At 73.1% G+C, this 18,037-nt stretch carries 17 protein-coding genes; 6 read left to right on the top strand and 11 right to left on the bottom strand.

The genetic code is table 11. From position 1 onward, the window contains the following. Positions 1 to 13 precede the first annotated feature (13 nt). The 10 genes from ACMATS_RS09645 to ACMATS_RS09600 form a co-directional block, all read right to left on the bottom strand. Positions 14 to 1,111: an aliphatic sulfonate ABC transporter substrate-binding protein gene (locus ACMATS_RS09645; RefSeq protein ID WP_414167674.1), complete on the bottom strand. Its 1,098-nt coding sequence runs from the start codon at positions 1,109 to 1,111 to the stop codon at positions 14 to 16. A gap of 219 nt (positions 1,112 to 1,330) precedes the next feature. Continuing rightward, a complete protein-coding gene (locus ACMATS_RS09640) occupies positions 1,331 to 2,632 on the bottom strand; it encodes a sulfate adenylyltransferase subunit 1 (RefSeq protein WP_414167673.1) in 1,302 nt (433 codons plus the stop codon). A 2-nt stretch (positions 2,633 to 2,634) separates the two neighbouring features. After that, positions 2,635 to 3,555: a sulfate adenylyltransferase subunit CysD gene (gene cysD / locus ACMATS_RS09635; RefSeq protein WP_414167672.1), complete on the bottom strand. Its 921-nt coding sequence runs from the start codon at positions 3,553 to 3,555 to the stop codon at positions 2,635 to 2,637. Beyond that, positions 3,552 to 4,139 carry an adenylyl-sulfate kinase gene (gene cysC / locus ACMATS_RS09630; protein ID WP_390778218.1) on the bottom strand — a complete coding sequence of 196 codons (588 nt, stop codon included), beginning with the start codon at positions 4,137 to 4,139 and terminating at the stop codon, positions 3,552 to 3,554. The genes cysD and cysC overlap by 4 nt, the downstream gene beginning before the upstream one ends. Further along, a complete protein-coding gene (locus ACMATS_RS09625) occupies positions 4,121 to 4,804 on the bottom strand; it encodes a phosphoadenylyl-sulfate reductase (protein ID WP_414167671.1) in 684 nt (227 codons plus the stop codon). Before ACMATS_RS09625 ends, cysC begins: the two co-directional genes overlap by 19 nt. Next, positions 4,791 to 4,967, bottom strand: coding sequence for a hypothetical protein (locus ACMATS_RS09620; RefSeq protein WP_414167670.1), 177 nt, complete (start codon positions 4,965 to 4,967; stop codon positions 4,791 to 4,793). Before ACMATS_RS09620 ends, ACMATS_RS09625 begins: the two co-directional genes overlap by 14 nt. After that, complete coding sequence (locus ACMATS_RS09615) at positions 4,964 to 6,658, bottom strand: nitrite/sulfite reductase (RefSeq protein ID WP_391151091.1); 1,695 nt, start codon at positions 6,656 to 6,658, stop codon at positions 4,964 to 4,966. Before ACMATS_RS09615 ends, ACMATS_RS09620 begins: the two co-directional genes overlap by 4 nt. Before the next feature lie 215 nt (positions 6,659 to 6,873). Further along, on the bottom strand, positions 6,874 to 6,957 hold the full coding sequence (locus ACMATS_RS09610) for a putative leader peptide (RefSeq protein WP_358349564.1): 84 nt from the start codon (positions 6,955 to 6,957) through the stop codon (positions 6,874 to 6,876). 102 nt (positions 6,958 to 7,059) lie between these two features. Continuing rightward, on the bottom strand, positions 7,060 to 7,653 hold the full coding sequence (locus ACMATS_RS09605) for a GNAT family N-acetyltransferase (RefSeq protein WP_414167669.1): 594 nt from the start codon (positions 7,651 to 7,653) through the stop codon (positions 7,060 to 7,062). 204 nt (positions 7,654 to 7,857) lie between these two features. Continuing rightward, a complete protein-coding gene (locus ACMATS_RS09600) occupies positions 7,858 to 9,102 on the bottom strand; it encodes a GAF domain-containing protein (RefSeq protein ID WP_414167668.1) in 1,245 nt (414 codons plus the stop codon). Between the two features lie 235 nt (positions 9,103 to 9,337). Between ACMATS_RS09600 and ACMATS_RS09595 the strand changes: the two genes are divergently transcribed. From ACMATS_RS09595 to ACMATS_RS09570, 6 genes are all read left to right on the top strand, one after another. Then, positions 9,338 to 10,516, top strand: a complete 1,179-nt coding sequence (locus ACMATS_RS09595; RefSeq protein ID WP_414167667.1) for a YihY/virulence factor BrkB family protein — start codon at positions 9,338 to 9,340, stop codon at positions 10,514 to 10,516. 172 nt (positions 10,517 to 10,688) lie between these two features. Then, complete coding sequence (gene rsgA / locus ACMATS_RS09590; protein WP_414167666.1) at positions 10,689 to 11,792, top strand: ribosome small subunit-dependent GTPase A; 1,104 nt, start codon at positions 10,689 to 10,691, stop codon at positions 11,790 to 11,792. 272 nt (positions 11,793 to 12,064) lie between these two features. After that, a complete protein-coding gene (locus tag ACMATS_RS09585; RefSeq protein WP_414167665.1) occupies positions 12,065 to 13,528 on the top strand; it encodes a DNA-3-methyladenine glycosylase 2 family protein in 1,464 nt (487 codons plus the stop codon). A gap of 28 nt (positions 13,529 to 13,556) precedes the next feature. Continuing rightward, positions 13,557 to 14,054 (top strand): methylated-DNA--[protein]-cysteine S-methyltransferase, encoded by a 498-nt coding sequence (locus ACMATS_RS09580; protein WP_414167664.1) that lies wholly within the window; start codon positions 13,557 to 13,559, stop codon positions 14,052 to 14,054. Between the two features lie 84 nt (positions 14,055 to 14,138). After that, positions 14,139 to 16,178: a protein phosphatase 2C domain-containing protein gene (locus tag ACMATS_RS09575; RefSeq protein ID WP_414167663.1), complete on the top strand. Its 2,040-nt coding sequence runs from the start codon at positions 14,139 to 14,141 to the stop codon at positions 16,176 to 16,178. Between the two features lie 122 nt (positions 16,179 to 16,300). Beyond that, the gene (locus tag ACMATS_RS09570) at positions 16,301 to 16,807 is read left to right on the top strand and encodes an ATP-binding protein (protein ID WP_390778206.1); all 507 of its coding nucleotides are present in this window, start codon (positions 16,301 to 16,303) and stop codon (positions 16,805 to 16,807) included. A gap of 110 nt (positions 16,808 to 16,917) precedes the next feature. Here ACMATS_RS09570 and ACMATS_RS09565 read toward each other — a convergent pair whose 3' ends face one another. After that, a complete protein-coding gene (locus ACMATS_RS09565; protein ID WP_390778205.1) occupies positions 16,918 to 17,994 on the bottom strand; it encodes a DUF2637 domain-containing protein in 1,077 nt (358 codons plus the stop codon). Positions 17,995 to 18,037: the final 43 nt, after the last annotated feature.

Below are 18,037 nucleotides of genomic sequence, written 5' to 3'. Positions count from 1 at the left end.
AGGGGAGCAGGGCCTATTGCTTGCCGAGGTCGGCGGCGCCGACCGGCCGTTTGCCCTCGCCGGCGAGGACTTTGTTCAACAGCCTCAGGTCGTAGATGCCGGTCAGGTCCGGCCTGTCCAGCAGTCCGGCCGCGACGGCGTGGGACGCCTCGGCGTCCAGGGTCGTGGCCAGCGGGTCGTCGGTGGTCGTGAGGGACGTCCACGCCGGGTCGAGGATCGTGGCGGGCAGTCCGCTGCCGGAGAGCTTCTTCAGCGCGGCGTTCGCGCTCTCCTTCGCCTTCTGCGGGTTGGCCGCGATCCACGCGTTGGTCTTCACCGAGCCGCGCAGCACGGCCTCGACGACGTCCGGGTGCGTGGCGAGGAACTTCTGCGACACCACCACGTTGGTGATGACGAACTTCCGGTCCGGCCACAGCGTGCTCTCGTCGAGCAGCACCTTGCCGCCCTCCGCGACCAGCTTGGAGGCCGTCGGTTCGGGCACCCAGGCGCCGTCCACCGAGCCGGACTTGAAGGCGTCCGGTGTCACCTTGTTGTCCAGGCGGACGACGGAGACGTCGCCCTTGCCGCTCTGCGGGTCGACCTTCCAGCCCTTCTCCGCGATCCAGTTGAGGAACGCCACGTCCTGCGTGTTGCCCTTCTGCGGCGTGGCGATCCGTTTCCCCTTGACGTCGTCCAGGGTGGTGATCTTCTTGGGGTCGACGACGAGCTTGACGCCGCCGGACGCGGAGCCGGAGACGATGCGCAGGCTGCGGCCCTTGGACTTCACGTAGCCGTTGATCGCGGGGGCGGGGCCGATCCAGCCGATGTCGATGGATCCGGCGTTGAGGGCCTCGATCTCGGACGGGCCGGCGTTGAAGGTCGTCGACTTCAGCCGGGTGCCGCCCAGTTCCTTCTGGATCAGGCCCTCCTGGTCGCCGACCAGGGCCGTGGCGTGGGTGATGTTGGGGAAGTAGCCGATGCGCACGGTGTTCGCGGACAGTTTCCTGCCGGACGATGCCGTGGCCGTGGCGTCGGCCTGTTTCTGCGAGCCGTAACCGCAGGCGCCGAGGGCCAGGGTGAGCAGGGGCAGGGCGGCGAGGGCCGCGAGGGCGCGGCGGGCGGCTGCGGGCACGGGGTCGTTCCTCTCGGTGGGGCGGGGCTGGGGTGCGTCCGGCTGATTTCCGCGCCCCGTAGGGGCGCGGGGAACTGCGCGACCAGCCCGCGACGGCCCGCAGTTGACGCGCCACCCCAGGGGTCCGGGGCGGAGCCCCTGGGGGTACCCCCAGGGGTGGCTGGGGGAGAACCTCGGCTGCGGGTGCGTCGTGGCCGATCGCGCAGTTCCCCGCGCCCCTTACGGGGCACGAAGGCGTCCCCCCAAAGACGTTCCCGCCATGCCCGCCGTGAGCGTCGTCCCGTCGGCCGGGTCGATCAGCAGGAACGAGCCCGTGCGGCGGGAGTCGGCGTAGGCGTCGAGCGCGAGAGGCTCCGCGGTGCGCAGTACGACCCGGCCGATGTCGTTGGCGGCCAGCCCGCCGGGGTCGGCGTGCTGGGAGAGGTCGTCCAGGGCGAGGCGCGAGGGGACAGCCTTGACGATGGCCTTCACGGTGCGGGTGGTGTGCTTGAGGAGCACCCGGTCGCCGGGGCGCAGGGGCCGGTCGGCGACGTGGCAGACGGTCGCCTCGACGTCCTGCGTCGGCGTCGGGGCGGCAGCAGTGGGGGCGATGAGGTCGCCGCGCGAGACGTCGAGGTCGTCGGCGAGCCGCACCGTCACCGACTGCGGCGCCCAGGCCACGTCGACAGGCTGCCCGAGCGCGTCGATCGCGGCGACCGTGCTCGTCCGCCCGGACGGCAGCACGGTCACCGGCTCGCCGACGCGCAGCACGCCGGAGGCGATCTGGCCCGCGTAGCCGCGGTAGTCGGGGTGCTCGGTCGTCTGGGGGCGGATGACGTACTGGACGGGGAACCGGGCCGGTTCGCCGCTGGGGTCGGCGACGACGGGCACGGTCTCCAGGTGCTCCAGCACGGTCGGGCCGCCGTACCAGTCCATGTGGGCGGACGGCTCCACGACGTTGTCGCCGGCGAGCGCGGAGACGGGGATGGCGGTCACGTCGGGCACGCCGAGGGAGGAGGCGTAGCGGCCGAACTCCTCGGCGATCGCGGCGAAGACGGGCTCCGCGTAGTCGACGAGGTCCATCTTGTTGACCGCCAGCACCACGTGCGGCACGCGCAGCAGGGCGGCGACGGCGGCGTGCCGCCGGGTCTGCTCGACGACGCCGTTGCGGGCGTCGACGAGCACCACGGCCAGTTCGGCGGTCGAGGCGCCGGTGACCATGTTGCGGGTGTACTGCACGTGGCCGGGCGTGTCGGCCAGCACGAACCGCCTGCGGGGGGTGGCGAAGTAGCGGTAGGCGACGTCGATGGTGATGCCCTGCTCGCGCTCCGCGCGCAGCCCGTCGGTGAGCAGGGCGAGGTCGGGCGCGGCGGCGCCGCGGCTGCGGGAGGCGTGCTCGACGGCCTCCAACTGGTCGGCCAGCACCGCCTTGGAGTCGTGCAGCAGCCGCCCGACGAGGGTGGACTTGCCGTCGTCGACGGATCCGGCGGTGGCGAACCGCAGCAGCGAGGTCGTGCCGGCCTCGATGGTCGTACTGGACATGGCTAGAAGTACCCCTCGCGCTTGCGGTCCTCCATTGCGGCCTCCGACAGCTTGTCGTCGGCCCGGGTGGCACCCCGTTCGGTGAGCCGGGACGCGGCGATCTCCGCGATGACGGCCTCGATGGTCACGGCGTCGGAATCCACCGCGCCGGTGCAGGACATGTCGCCGACCGTCCGGTAGCGGACGAGGCGTCTCTCCAGCTCCTCGCCGTCCTTCGGGCCGCCCCAGCCGCCCGGGGCCAGCCACATGCCGCTGCGGCGGAAGACGTCGCGCTCGTGCGCGTAGTAGATCGACGGCAGGTCGATCCCCTCGCGGGCGATGTACTGCCACACGTCCAGCTCGGTCCAGTTGGACAGAGGGAAGACGCGGACGTGCTCGCCGGGCGAGTGGCGGCCGTTGTACAGCTGCCACAGCTCGGGGCGCTGGCGGCGCGGGTCCCAGCCTCCGAACTCGTCGCGCAGGCTGAACACCCGCTCCTTGGCGCGCGCCTTCTCCTCGTCCCGCCGCCCGCCGCCGAACACCGCGTCGAAGCGGTGCGCTGCGATGGCGTCCAGCAGCGGCACGGTCTGCAGCGGGTTGCGGGTGCCGTCCGGCCGCTCGCGCAGCCGGCCGGCGTCGATGAACTCCTGCACCGAGGCCACGTGCAGCCGCAGGCCGTGCTCGGCGACCGTGCGGTCGCGGTAGGCGAGCACCTCGGGGAAGTTGTGCCCGGTGTCCACGTGCAGCAGGGCGAACGGCAGGGGAGCGGGGGCGAACGCCTTGAGCGCCAGGTGCAGCATGACGATCGAGTCCTTGCCGCCGGAGAACAGGATCACCGGCCGCTCGAACTCGCCCGCCACCTCGCGGAAGATGTGCACCGCCTCGGACTCCAGGGCGTCCAGGTGCGTGAGCGCGTACGGGCTGTCCGTCGGGCTGTCCGTCATATCAGGCCCCTTTCCTTCAGCAGCACGTGCAGGGCCGCTGCCGACTCCTCCACGCTCTGCTCGTGCGTCTCGATCCGCAGGTCCGGGTCGGCCGGCGCCTCGTACGGGTCGTCCACGCCCGTCAGCCCGGACAGCTCGCCCGCGGCCTGCCGCGCGTACAGGCCCTTCACGTCGCGCACGGAGCACACCTCCACCGGGGTCGCCACGTGCACCTCCAGATAGCCGGTGCCGTGCGCCTGGTGGCGCTTGCGCACCGCCTCGCGGGAGTCCGCGTACGGTGCGATGACGGGCACCAGGACGGTCACGCCGTGCGAGGCGAGCAACTGAGCGACGAAGCCGATCCGTTGCACGTTCGTGTGACGGTCCTGTCGCGAGAAACCGAGCCCGGCGGAGAGGAACTCGCGGATCTCGTCGCCGTCCAGTACCTCCACCCGGTGCCCTTCGGCGTGCAGCAGGTCGGCCAGTGCGCGGGCGATCGTCGTCTTGCCCGCGCTCGGCAGGCCGGTCAGCCACACCGTGGCTCCTGCTGTCGCCTCTGTGGTCTCTGTCGCTTCTGTCGCTTCTGTCATTCGTGCAGTCCGCATTCCGTCTTGGCGCGGCCGGCCCAGCGTCCGGCGCGCACGTCCTCGCCCTCGCGCACGCGGCGGGTGCAGGGCGCGCATCCCACTGATGCGTAGCCGTCCTGGAGAAGGGGGTTGGTGAGCACGCCGTGTTCGGCGACGTAGGTGTCGACGTCGTCCTGCGTCCACCGGGCGATCGGCGAGACCTTCACCTTGCCCCGCCGGGCGTCCCAGCCGACGACCGGAGTGTGTGCCCGGGTCGGGGACTCGTCGCGGCGCAGGCCCGTCGCCCAGGCGTCGTACGCACGCAGGCCCTCCTCCAGCGGCTTCACCTTGCGCAGCGCGCAGCACAGGTCGGGGTCGCGGTCGTGCAGGCGCGGCCCGTGCTCGGCGTCCTGTTCGGCGACGCTCCGGCGCGGGGCGAGCGTGATGAGACGGACGTCCATGACGGCGGCGACCGCGTCCCGGGTGCCGACGGTCTCGGGGAAGTGGTAGCCGGTGTCCAGGAAGACGACGTCGACGCCGGGCCGGGCGCGGGACGCGAGGTGGGCGACGACCGCGTCCTCCATGGAGGAGGTGACGCAGAAGCGCTCGCCGAAGGTGTCGGCCGCCCAGGAGAGGATCTCCAGCGCGGACGCGTCCTCGAGTTCGCGGCCGGCCTGCAGGGCCAGCTGTTCAAGTCCGGGCATCGGGCGTCCCCTTGGTGAGTCCGCGGGCGAGGAGCCCGAGGAACTTCAGCTGGAAGGCACGGTTGCAGGCAGCGCACTCCCAGGCCCCGTGGCCCGCCTCGTGCGGGCGCAGGTCCTCGTCGCCGCAGTAGGGGCAGAAGAATGGGGCTGCACGCTCACTCACGACAAGTCCTCCTCGCTCGCCCGGGCCGTCCAGGCGGCGAACCGCTCGCCGTCCGTGCGCTGTTCGAGGTAGCGGCGCAGCACGCGCTCCACGTAGTCCGGCAGTTCCTCGGACGTGACCTTCAGGCCCCGCACCTTGCGGCCGAACCCGGCCTCCAGGCCGAGCGCTCCGCCCAGGTGCACCTGGTAGCCCTCGACCTGGCGGCCCTCGTCGTCCAGGACCAGCTGTCCCTTGAGACCGATGTCCGCCACCTGGATGCGTGCGCAGGCGTTCGGGCAGCCGTTGATGTTGATCGTGAGGGGTTCGTCGAACTCGGGCAGCCGGTGCTCCAGTTCGTCGATCAGCGCCGAGCCGCGGGCCTTGGTCTCCACGATCGCCAGCTTGCAGAACTCGATGCCCGTGCAGGCCATCGTGCCGCGCCGGAACGGGGAGGGGGAGACGCGCAGGTCGAGCGCCTCCAGCCCGGCCACGAGCGAGTCGACCCGGTCCGCCGGGACGTCGAGGACGATCATCTTCTGCTCGGCGGTGGTCCGCACCCGGCCCGAGCCGTGCTCCTCCGCCAGCGCCGCGATCTTGGTGAGGGTGGGGCCGTCGATGCGGCCGACGCGCGGCGCGAAGCCCACGTAGTGCAGGCCGTCCTTCTGCCGGTGCACGCCGACGTGGTCGCGCCAGCGGGCAACGGGCTGCTCCGGCGGCGGTCCGTCGGCCAACGGGCGCAGCAGGTACTCCTGTTCCAGCACCCGGCGGAACTTCTCCGCGCCCCAGTCGGCGACGAGGAACTTCAGGCGGGCGCGGTTGCGCAGCCGCCGGTAGCCGTAGTCGCGGAAGATCGAGACGACGCCCTCGTAGACGTCCGGGACGTCCTCCAGCGGCACCCAGGCGCCCAGGCGCACCCCGATCCGGGGGTTGGTCGACAGCCCGCCGCCCACCCACACGTCGAAGCCCGGCCCGAGGTCGGGGTGGCGGACGCCGACGAAGGCGATGTCGTTGATCTCGTGGGCGACGTCCAGCAGCGGGGAGCCCGAGACGGCGGACTTGAACTTCCGCGGCAGGTTGGAGAAGGCGGGGTTGCCGACGATTCTGCGCTGGATCTCGTCGACGGCCCAGGTGCCGTCGACGATCTCGTCCTCGGCGATGCCGGCGACCGGCGAGCCCAGGATCACGCGCGGGGTGTCACCGCAGGCCTCGGTGGTGGACAGGCCCACGGCCTCCAGACGGCGCCAGATCTCGGGGACGTCCTCGATCCGGATCCAGTGGTACTGGATGTTCTGCCGGTCGGTGATGTCGGCGGTGCCGCGGGCGAACTCCTCGGAGATCTCGCCGATCACGCGCAGCTGGCGGGTCGTCAGGCGGCCGCCGTCGATGCGCACCCGCAGCATGAAGTAGCGGTCGTCGAGTTCCTCGGGAGCCAGGACGGCGGTCTTGCCGCCGTCGATGCCGGGCTTGCGCTGGGTGTAGAGCCCCCACCAGCGCATCCGGCCGCGGAGGTCGTTGGGGTCGATCGCGTCGAAGCCGGCCTTGGAGTAGATCGTCTCAATGCGTGTCCGCACATTGAGACCGTCGTCGTCCTTCTTGAACTGTTCGTTGCCGTTGAGCGGGGTGAAGTGGCCTGCGGCCCACTGACCCTCGCCCCGGTGACGGCCGGTTTTGCGCCGCGGTGGGACGGCGGGGGTTTCCGAGGTGGCAGCCATGACGGTGTTGTCCTTTGGTGACCGAACTCAAGGGGCTGCGCAGCCGGCCGTGGCGCCCGCGTCCGTGCAGGTGGAGGCGGTGTGCGGCGGCGATGCGCGGCAGGGGGACGCCCGTCCGCGGCGGTGGGGACGGCGACAGGCGGAGCGGCGGAACGATGAAGCCGGTGAAGCGCGAAGCGGCGAACGGGGGCCGGGCGAAGGTGCGCTGAAGCGGGTCAGCCCGCCGGACAGATGGCGCTGGACATGCGGCAGAGGTCGACGTGACGCCGACTCACCAAGACGATTCCAGCTCCGGACATGACGGAAGCGTGGCACGGCGGTCTCCGGCGAGTCCACCATTGCCCGTAATGCGAGACGCACTGTCTCTTATGGCGAGACAGTGCGTCGTGTTCGGTGGTCGTTCAGGCGGTCGTTGCGCCGTGCGCGCCCGGCCACGGGCCCGGAGGCGGAACGTCCGGCTCCTCCTCGGTCTTCACGTCGAACACCCGGAAGCCGCGCCGCTCGTAGTTCGCCATCGCGTACGGGCCGTCCTTGCTGCAGGTGTGCACCCACACCCGCTTCGTCTGCTCGCGCCCGGGCCAGCGCTCGGCGAGGTCCCAGGCCCGGGCGGTGCCGAAGGAGAGCAGGTAACCGCCGATGCGGCGGCCCTGGAAGGGGCCGATCAGTCCGAAGTAGGTGATTTCGACCGTCCCTTCGGGCTGCGGGTCCAGCTCGATGTACCCGGCCGGCGTCCCGCGGTCGTAGGCCACCCAGGTCTCCACACCCGGCCGCTCCAGGTACGCCCGCCACTGCCCGTACGTCCAGGGCAGCCGGTCCGTCCATGTGATGTCCCCGCCCACGGCCGTGTACAGGTACCGGCTGAGCTCGGGCGAGGGGACCTCGGCCCGTTCGATCCGAATGCCGGACATCGCGTCCGGCTCGTGGGCCGGGACGAGGTCGTCGGGGGACGTCTGCTCCAGGGACCAGGTGGTCACGGTCTGCGTGCCATTGCTCATGGCGTCAGCCAATCATGGGGCCTGCGCCCCGTAAGGGGCGCGGGACGTGACATTGTGCGGCTCCGCCGCGTGGGCGCCACCAGCCCCCACCGGCCCGCAGGCGAAGCCCCCGAGAACCTCGACTGCGGGCGCGTCGTGGCTGATCGCGCTCACGCGGCGGAGCCGCACATGTCAACAGCCCCGCGCCCCCTACGGGGCGCGAAGTCACGCCGAAGTACGTGCAGTCACGACCACCGGCGCCGACGACGCCGGCAGCAGGTCCGCCGGCCGCGTCGGCGTCAGCAGGCTCACCTCCAGCCCGTCCGCGAAGCGGTACGGGCGGTGCCCCAGCACCCCCGCCAGTGTGCGGCGCACCCGCGACATCTCCGCCCGCACCGTCACCGTGCGCGAGGCGTCGCCGAACAGGTCGGCCGCCAGTTCCGCGGCCGTCCGGCCCGCCGGATGCAGCGCCAGGACGTACAGCAGCTCGGCATGGCGCGGGCTGAGATCCTGCGACCAGTCGCCCGCCTCGCCCGAGACCGTGACCGTCCGGCTGTGCGGGTCGCGCAGATCCAGCACCACCCGGCCCGGCGCGGCCGGACCGTCCGCCGCCTCCAGCCGCACCAGCCAGCCGTCCGGCAGCGGCTCCACGAAACAGGGCCCGAACGACGGCAGCCACACCGGCCCCGGCTGCACCGCCTTGGGCAGCACCACCCGGCCGACCGGGCCCATGCCCGTCACCGCCGCCGTCCAGCCGTCCCGGTCCACGGCCAGCGCCCGCCCGCGGATCCGGGCCAGCATCGGCGCCGCCACCGTGCGCAGCCGGTCCACGGACTCCCAGTGCCGCGCCCGCAGCTCGGCCTCGGCGACCTTGCCCACCGCCGTCACCAGCGCCAGTGTCGCCGGATTGAACGCGGGCGCCGGGCCGCTGACGTTCAGCACCCCCAGCGTCCGCCCGCTGCGCGGATCGTGCAGCGGGGCCGCCGCACACGTCCAGGCGTGGTGCGAGCGCACGAAGTGCTCGGCGGAGTGCACCTGTACCGGCCGGTCCTCCACCAGCGCCGTGCCGATGCCGTTCGTCCCGACCGTCTCCTCGGTCCAGCAGGCACCCACCTCGAACCCCAGTCGGTCGGCACTCCGCCGCAGCGCCGGCCCGCCCTCCCGCCACAGCACCCGGCCCCCGGGGTCCGTCACGACCGTCAGCTGCCGCTCCCCGTTGCTCGCCGAGGCCAGCCCCTCGCGCAGCAGCGGCAGCAGGGCGACGAGCCCCGACGCGTGCCGGCGGTGCTCGACCTCGTCCGCCGGCAGCACGGCCACGGGCCGGACCGCCTCCGGATCGAGGCCGTGGCCGCGCACCCGCTGCCACGACCGGCCGATCAGCGGCCGCGGGCGCAGCGGCGGCCCGGAGCCGGCGAGCGCCGCCTCCCGGATCGCCGGAAGCAGCGCAGCATCGATTGGTCTGGGATTCACGCTGCAATGGTGCCGCCGCCGTGCCCCGCCCGCAGGAGCATCCGCGAGATTGCAACGCTGTGCAACCGTTGCCAACGCCCCCGCCCCGGGCGGAAGGTGACTGACGAGCGGTCGGAGGGTGGTGCCGAGTCGGCGCAGCATCACCCTCCGCCGGGCTCCCCGGAGCCGCCGTCCGGGCCTCCCGCCTGCCGGGCGCCGGGTTAATGCACACGTCCGCGGCCTATACGGTTAGGACGTGCAGGCAGCAAACGAACCACCGGCGCGGCAGCCCGGACGGCTCCACAGGGCACGGGCCCTCTACCGGAACGTCTCCAAACGCAAGATGGCGTGGCTGCTCCTGAAGGACACGGTCAACTCGTGCATGGAGTACCGCGTCACCGGACTCGCCGCCGAAGCCGCCTTCTTCACCCTGCTGTCGCTGCCGCCCCTGCTGCTCGGCCTCATCGGTCTGCTCGGCTACTTCGACTCGTGGTCCGGCACGCACACCATCGAGAGCATCCGGGACAACATCCTCTCCGCCTCGGCGACCGTCCTGTCCGACAAGGGCGTCAAGGAGATCGCCCGCCCGCTGCTCGACGACATCATCAAGGGCGCCCGCCCGGACGTCATCTCGGTCGGCTTCGCCATCGCCCTGTGGTCCGGCTCCCGGGCGGTCAACGTCTTCGTCGAGACCATCACCATCATGTACGGCCTGGAGGGCAAGCGCGGCATCGTCCACACCCGGCTGCTGGCCTTCGGCCTCTACGTCGTCGCCCTCCTCATCGGGGCGATCGCCCTGCCGCTGATGGTGATCGGGCCGGAGACCGTGACGGACATCGTCCCGTGGAGCACGGACGCGGTCCAGTTCCTCTACTGGCCGGTCGTCATCGTGCTGTCCGTCGTCTTCCTGACGACGCTCTACCACGTCTCCGTACCGGTCCGTTCGCCCTGGCAGGAGGACATCCCGGGCGCGCTCGTCGCCCTGACGATGTGGGTGATCGGCAGCCTTCTGCTGCGCATCTACCTCACCCACACCGTGGAGGGCCCCACCATCTACGGCTCCCTCGCCGCGCCCGTCGCCGTGCTGCTGTGGATCGGCGTCTCGGCCTTCGCGGTGCTCGTCGGGGCGGCCGTCAACGCCGCCATCGACCGGGTGTGGCCGTCGGTCGCCACGGCCGCGGGGCGTGCGGAGGTCGACCGGCAGCGGGAGGCCTTCGCGGCACGGACGGCGGCCGAACGGGCCGCGCTCGCGCTGGCGATGGACGACGAGGACCTCTACGAGGAGTCGCCGGAGGAGGGGGCCGCCGGGCGGGACCGGGAGCCGCCGTCGGAATTCCCGGAGCGGTGGGCGCAGTTCCTGCCTCCCGAGGACGTGCGGTCGCGGCTGCACAAGGGGGAGCCGCACCATCCCAAGCACGCGAAGCGGCGGGATTAGAGCCGGTTCGCGGGTGCGGGTCCGCGCCCGGAAAAATCATTGGCGGGGCGTCCTCGCCCCCGCCTACGCTCGTCGAGCACACGTACCCCAGGAAGGAGGTCGGGACTGATGACTGTCATGGCCCGTACTCGGAAGTCCGTCCATTCCACCTCCCTCCTCAAGGGGCACCGTCTTGTCCGAGCACACCGCTCAACACCCCCTCGTCCGCTACGGCTGGGACGAGGGCTTTGCCGCTGATTTCGCCGCGCACGCCGCCGAGGGCCTGACGCCCGGGCGGATCGTCCGCGTCGACCGCGGCCGCTGCGATCTCGTCGTCGCCGACGCCGACGGCGTCCGGCACGTCCTGGCCGACACCGCGCTCGTCACCACCGGCGACCCGGTGGCCATCATGTGCACCGGCGACTGGGCCGCCGTCGACCTCGACTCCGGCTACGTACGGGCGCTGCTGCCGCGGCGCACCGCGTTCGTCCGCTCGACCTCCTCCTCGCGCTCCGAGGGCCAGATCCTCGCGGCCAACGCCGACTGCGCGATCGTCGCCGTCCCGCTCTCTGGCGACCTCGACCTGGGCCGCATCGAGAGGTTCCTGGCCCTGGCCTGGGAGAGCGGGTCCGAGCCGCTGGTCGTCCTCACCAAGGCCGACCTCGTCACGGCCGAGGTCCTCGGCCATCTCGTCGCCGACACCGAGGCGGCCGCGCCGGGCGTGCAGGTGCTGGCGGTCAGTGCGGAGACGGGCGAGGGCCTGGACGTCCTCGCCGCCGTCCTCGGCGGCCGCACGTCCGTCCTGCTCGGCCAGTCCGGCGCCGGGAAGTCCACGCTGGCCAATGCGGTCGTCGGCGCGGAGGTGCAGGACGTGCAGGCCACCCGCGACCGGGACGGCAAGGGCCGGCACACGACCACCACCCGCAATCTGCTGCCGCTGCCGCTGCCCGCGGGCGGTGTCCTGATCGACACCCCGGGGCTGCGCGGCGTCGGGCTGTGGGACGCGGGGGCGGGCGTGGCCCAGGCATTCTCGGAGATCGAGGCCCTGGCCGGGCAGTGCCGCTTCCACGACTGCGCGCACGCGGCCGAGCCGGGGTGCGCGGTCCTGGCGGCGGTGGAGACGGGCGACCTCCACCAGCGCCGCCTGGACAGCTACCGCAAGCTGGTGCGGGAGAACGAGTGGATCGCCTCCCGCACGGATGCGAGGCTCCGGGCGGAGATCCGGCGCGACTGGAAGGCGAAGCAGGCGGCCGGGCGCCTGGCCATGGAGTACAAGAGGGGGCGTTCACGCCCCTAGGGGGCGCGGGGAACTGCGCGATCGGCCACGACGCTCCCGCAGATGACATTCCCGGGGCTGCGCCCCGGACCTCGGGCAGTGCGTCGGCTGCAGGCCGTCGGTGGCTGATCGCGCAGTTCCCCGCGCCCCTGACGGGGCGCAGGTCCGTCGGACACCTCGGGGGCTTGGGGGCTTGCCCCCCAAGAAACGGTGAAGGGGCGGGACCGGGGCGCCCCACCACCACGTCCGATTTCCGCCAGTCCCGCCCGGAGGGGTGCCGCACACTGGAGCACATGAAGGACGACGACCGCTACCAGGCGGTCCGCAGCAAAGACGCCCGCTTCGACGGTGCATTCTTCACCGCCGTCAGGACCACCGGCATCTACTGCCGCCCCAGCTGCCCCGCCGTGACCCCGAAGCGCGAGAACGTGTGCTTCTATCCCTCGGCCGCGGCCGCCCAGGGCGCCGGGTTCCGGGCCTGCCGCCGCTGCCGGCCCGACGCCGTCCCGGGCTCCGCCGAGTGGAACGTCCGGGCCGACATGGTCGGCCGCGCCGTGCGCCTCATCGGCGACGGCGTCGTCGACCGCGAGGGTGTCTCCGGCCTCGCCCACCGTCTCGGTTACAGCTCCCGCCAGGTGCACCGCCAGCTCACCCAGGAGCTGGGCGCCGGGCCCGTCGCCCTCGCGCGGGCCCAGCGCGCGCACACCGCCCGCACGCTCCTGCAGACCACGGACCTGCCGGTCACGGAGATCGCCTTCGCGGCCGGGTTCGCGAGCGTACGGCAGTTCAACGACACGATCCGCGAGGTCTACGCCGCCACCCCCAGCGCCCTGCGCGCCCGGCCGGGCCGCCATGCCACATCCAGGGAACCCGCGGCCGGGATCCCGCTGCGGCTCGCGCACCGCGGCCCGTACGCCGCGGACGAGATCTTCGGCTTCCTGCAGCGCCGCGTCATCCCCGGCATCGAGGAGACGGCCGGTGTCCCCGGTGCCCGCACCTACCGCCGCACCTTGCGGCTCCCGTACGGCACCGGCATCGCGGAGGTCCACGAGCCGCGCCACGGAGGTGACGGCGCCTGGCTCGACTGCCGGCTGCACCTGACCGACCCGCGCGACCTGTCGACGGCGGTCCAGCGCGTCCGCCGGCTGTTCGACCTCGACGCGGACCCCTGGGCCGTCGCCGAACGCCTCGGCGCCGACCCCCACTTGAGGGCGCTCGTCGCGGCCCGCCCCGGGTTGCGCTCGCCCGGAGCGGCGGACGCCGAGGAACTCGCGGTACGGGCCGTGCTCGGCCAGCAGGTGAGCGTGGCCGCGGCCGCCGGCCTCGGCGGCACGCTCGTCGCCGCGTACGGCAAGCCGCTCGCCGCACCCGACGGCGGACTCACCCACGTCTTCCCCGACCCCGGCACCCTGGCCGGCGCCGCCCTGGACGAGCTCGGCATGCCCGACTCGCGCCGGCGCGCCCTGCGCGCGGTCGCCGAGGCGCTCGCCGAGGGCACCGTCCGGCTCGACCCCGGCGCGGACCGGGGCGACGCCCAGCAGAAGCTGCTCGCCCTGCCCGGCATCGGCCCGTGGACGGCCGGTTACATCCGGATGCGGGCGCTCGGCGACCCGGACGTCTTCCTGCAGGGCGACGCCGGGGTGCGCCACGGCCTCGCCGCCATCGGCGCCGCACCGGCGGACGCCGCGGCCTGGGGACCCTGGCGCTCGTACGCCGTGCACCACCTCTGGAACGCGCCCGCCCCGACGGCCGGTTGACGCACAGACCACGAAGGACAATCCGATCATGCTCTACACCGAAATCGACAGCCCGCTCGGGCAACTGCTCATCACCGGCCGCCCCTCCGCCACCGCACCCGGCGGCATGGCCCTGGTCTCCCTCTCCGTCCCCGGCCAGAAGAACGCCCCGGCCGTGCAGCCCGACTGGCGGCGCGAGCCCGCGGCCTTCGTGGAGGCGGAGCGGCAGCTGGCGGCCTACTTCGCGGGGGAGGCCAAGGACTTCGAGCTCGAATTCGACACCGGTGGGACCGAGTTCCGCCGGAAGGTCTGGGACGAGCTGGACGCCATCCCGTTCGGCGAGACCACCACGTACGGCGAGATCGCCCGGCGGATCGGTGCCTCGCGCGCAGCGGTTCGGGCGGTCGGGGGCGCCGTCGGCGCCAACCCCTTGATGATCCTGATTCCGTGCCATCGGGTGATCGGCGCGGACGGTTCGCTGACCGGATACGCCGGGGGGCTGGAGCGCAAGGAGCTGCTGCTGAAGCTGGAGGGTTCCCTGCCCTGATACGCCTCATGCGCCGCTCCACCCCCTGGGGTGGTGTTGGCCGTGCACTCTTCCCGTATGCCACGCAGTGTGGACAATAAGGGCATGGACCAGCGTGGGGACGATCTCGCCGGACAAGAGGACGCCTGGTGGCGAGAGTTGTACGGCAGAAGCGCGTCCGATACGGGCCCCGTCACCGGGGGAGACAGCCTCGACGAGCGGTTCACCTCCGCCGCGGCGGTGGTGAGAGCGGAACCGCCCCGGCAGCGGGCGCCCGAGCCGCCGGTCGTCCCCACGGCTGCATCCTCGACGTCCCCCCCGTCCTCACCGCCCAAGCTCTCGCGCAGAGTGCCCCGGCAGTCGACGGGCTGGGGGGTGCTCCGCGACTCGCTCCCGGTGCCGTATCCGCCGCCCCCGCCGCCGCCCCTGCTCACCGGCCGGGTGGAACTGCCGCCGCCCCGGGGGTCGGAGCGGCTGGTCCGTACCCGGCGCCCCGGTCCGGAGGAACAGAGCGCCCGCCCGCCGTCCTCGCCGCCGGCACCGGAACCGGAAGCAGAAGCCGATGGTAAAGCGGCAGGCACAGCGGGCGGGACATCCGAAGAGGCCGACAAGCCGGGCAAGGCCGACAGCAATGGCGGGGCGGTGGCCAAGGCCCCCAGGAACCACGGCAGTCGCACCCCCAAGGCCGTCAAACCCGTGCGGACCGGGGGCAAAGCCGTCCGGCCGGCCAGGTCGGCCAAGCCCGCCGCCAGGGCCCCCGAAGCCGGCGAACTGGTCGATCCCGTCGGGCCGATCGCCCCGCCCTCGGTGGACAAACCCACCGAGCCCGTCGACCCGGCCGAACTGCTCGGCCCCGCCGAGCCCGTCGAACTCCTCGAACCGCCTGCACCTCCCGACCCCGTCGCCTCCGCGGAGCCGCTCGCCCCGCCCCCGTCGGCCGAGACGTCCGCGCCCGTGGTCACCCCCGAACCGTTCGACACGCCGGAGGTCTCCCCGGTACCGGGAATGCCCCTGGTCCCGGCCACCCCCGCCACACCGCCCGCCACCCCCTCCACCCCCTCCTCCGAAGTCGCGGTCATCACCGCCTCCACCGTCGCCCCGGCCGTCTCCGAAGCCACCGCCGGGCACGGCCTCGTCGAGGTGTCGGAGGTGCCCCCGCCGCCGGTCCGCCGCCGGGGCCCCCGCTCGTACACGGCCGACTTCATCGGCCAGGGCCCGCCCACCTACGAGGCGGAGCCCACCTCCTGGCCCGGCGCCGACCCCGGCAGCCTGGACGACCTCGTGCCCGACACCGTGCTGGACGGCGCCCGGTACGGCGCGATGACGCTGCGCGCCGTGTCCCTGCGCGGCGACTCGGCGCGCTACCGCGGGGAGCCGCGCCGCGACGCCCTGCTCTCCGCGCGCTTCGGCACGGGGGACGACGCACTGCTGCTCGTCGCCATGGCCAGCGGGGCCCGGGCCGCCGAGGGCGCCCACCGTGCGGCGCGCGACATCTGCACCTGGATCGCCGGTTCGGTCGGCCGCAGTCACGCCCGGCTGTCCGAGGACCTGCACAACGGCCGGCGCAGCGAGCTGAAGTCGGGGCTGCACCGGCTGACCGACCGCTCCTACGGCCGACTGCGCGCCCGCGCCGCCGATCTCGGCCTGCCCGCCGCCGAGTACAGCGCCTCGCTGCGCTGTCTGCTGCTGCCCGGCGACCCCCGGTGCCGGACGCGGGTCTTCTTCGGGGTCGGCACCGGCGGCCTGTTCCGGCTCCGCTCGGGTGCCTGGCAGGACCTGGACCCGGACCCGTCCCCGCCGGAGCCCCTGGCCGCCGAGCCCGCGGTCGCGTACGGCCCCGGCGACCGGATCACCATCGACCTCGGCATCGCCACTCCCGGTACCGCACCCGTCATCGACCCGGCCGAGGTGCCGGGCGAGCCGTTCCGTTTCCGGGCCTCGATTTCCCGGCCGGGTGACGCCTTGCTGGTGTGCACCACGGGCTTGTCCGAACCCCTGCGCGGCGAACCGGAACTGGGCATCCGGCTCGCGGAACGCTGGGCCTGCGAGGAGCCGCCCGGACTGGCGGCGTATCTCGCGGACTCCCAACTCCGGGTCAAGGGCTACGCGGACGACCGCACCGCGTGCACGGTGTGGGAGGCGTAGGAAGTTTCGTTTCCGAACGCCATGTTGGTGCAGTCAACAGGCGTCGTCCCGCCGAACCCGGGGCATGCATTGGCGTGAGCGTGTTCGACGCCGGGCGCCGGGAGGGGGCGGGTCCGAAAAGCATGGAACGGCGGACTGCACAGTGGGCGGGCGCGGAGAGCGGCGACGGTCCGGGAGGCACGGGGGAAAACGACCGGTGGGATGCGGAGCCCTCCTGGGAAAGACGGCTCCGGCACCGGGATGTGGCGGCCGTCGCGGAAGTGCGCGCGGCCCTGCGGCAGATGCTCGCCGCCTGGGGGGAGCCGGGGCGGGCGGGCATCGCGGAATTATTGGCCAGTGAATTGGTGACGAACGCCCTGGTGCACACCGACGGCCCCGCGGTCGTCACCGCCCGGCTCACCGGCGGCGGCCCGTCCCCGGCCACCAAGGGCCGGCTGAGAGTGGAGGTGCGGGACCTCGTACCGCGCCATCCGACGCTGCGCGTACGCATCCCGGACTGCGACCCCACGGCCGAGGCGACGTCCGGGCGCGGCCTGCTGCTCGTCCACTCCCTGGCGGACGCCTGGGGGGTACAGGCCCACGGGGTGGGCAAGGCGGTGTGGTTCGAACTGGACGCACAAGAGCCCTGAGCCGACTTGGGCTCAGGGCACTTTGTCGCGCCCCGTCAGGGGCGCGGGGAACTGCGCGATCGACCATGGACGACCGGTAGTGGCAGAACGACCGCAACTCGGCAGAGCACTCAGCCGAGTCGACGCTCCCCGTGCCCCAGCCGGGCATCGCGTTCGATCCGGGCGAGCTTGGCCTCCAGCGAGTCGAGCCGGGGGATGGCCTGGGTGTCGTCCTCGGCGGTGAGGTCGATCGGCCCCGGACGCCCCGCCGGCTGCAGCGGGCGGGAGCGCACGGGGAACTCCCCCGGGTCGGCTATGGAGGGCTCCGAGCCGCCGAGCTGCGCCGGTTGGGCGGGGGGCGGCACGGACGCCGCGGCGACCTCCACCTGACGTCCGCCGCGCACGCGGCCCCACACCCGGTTCTGCCGGTTGTAGGCCTTGAGCCGGGCCCGCTCCAGCTTGCCCGCCTCGCGGCGGCGCATCCGGTGCTGTGCCTGCTGCCGCTTGTCCTCGCGGACCTCCTCGACGGCCTCGTCCAGCGACCGCACGCCCTCCAGGAGCATCAACGACCAGGCGCCGAAGGTCTCGCGCGGCGCCCGCAGCCATCGCACTATCCGGATCTGCGGCAACGGGCGTGGCACCAGGCCCTGTTCGCGCAGCGCCGCCCGGCGGGTCTGCTTGAGCGCGCGGTCGAAGAGCACCGCGGCCGACAGCGACATGCCGGCGAAGAACTGCGGTGCCCCGGCATGGTCCAACCCCCGTGGCGCGTGCACCCAGTTGAACCAGGCCGCCGCACCCGCGAAGGTCCACACCAGCATCCGGGAGCCGAGCGCCGCGTCGCCGTGGCTGGCCTCGCGCACCGCGAGGACCGAGCAGAACATGGCCGCGCCGTCCAGACCGAAGGGCACCAGATACTCCCAGCCGTCCGTCAGCCCCAGGTTCTGCTGCCCGAAGCCGACCAGGCCGTGGAAGGAGAGGGCCGCGGCGACCGCGGCGCAGCAGAAGAGGAGGACGTACGAGACGCTGCCGTAGATGGCCTCCTTGCGGCGTCTGCGTTCCTCGCTGCGCTCCCAGGAGTCCGAGCCTGCGGCGGCCTCCTCGGGGCGGGCGTGCCGGCCGCGCGCGTACACCGTCACCGCCACCACTGCCCCGAGGAACGCCACGGCACTGGGGAGCGCCCAATTCAGCGGTATGTCGGTCACTCTCATCTTGCGTCCCTTGCATCGCAGTACGGCGTTTCGCGCGCCATCC

Source organism: Streptoverticillium reticulum, from assembly GCF_047456005.1.
Classification (GTDB): Bacteria; Actinomycetota; Actinomycetes; order Streptomycetales; family Streptomycetaceae; genus Streptomyces; species Streptomyces reticulum.
This window is presented reverse-complemented; position numbering and strand designations above follow the sequence as displayed.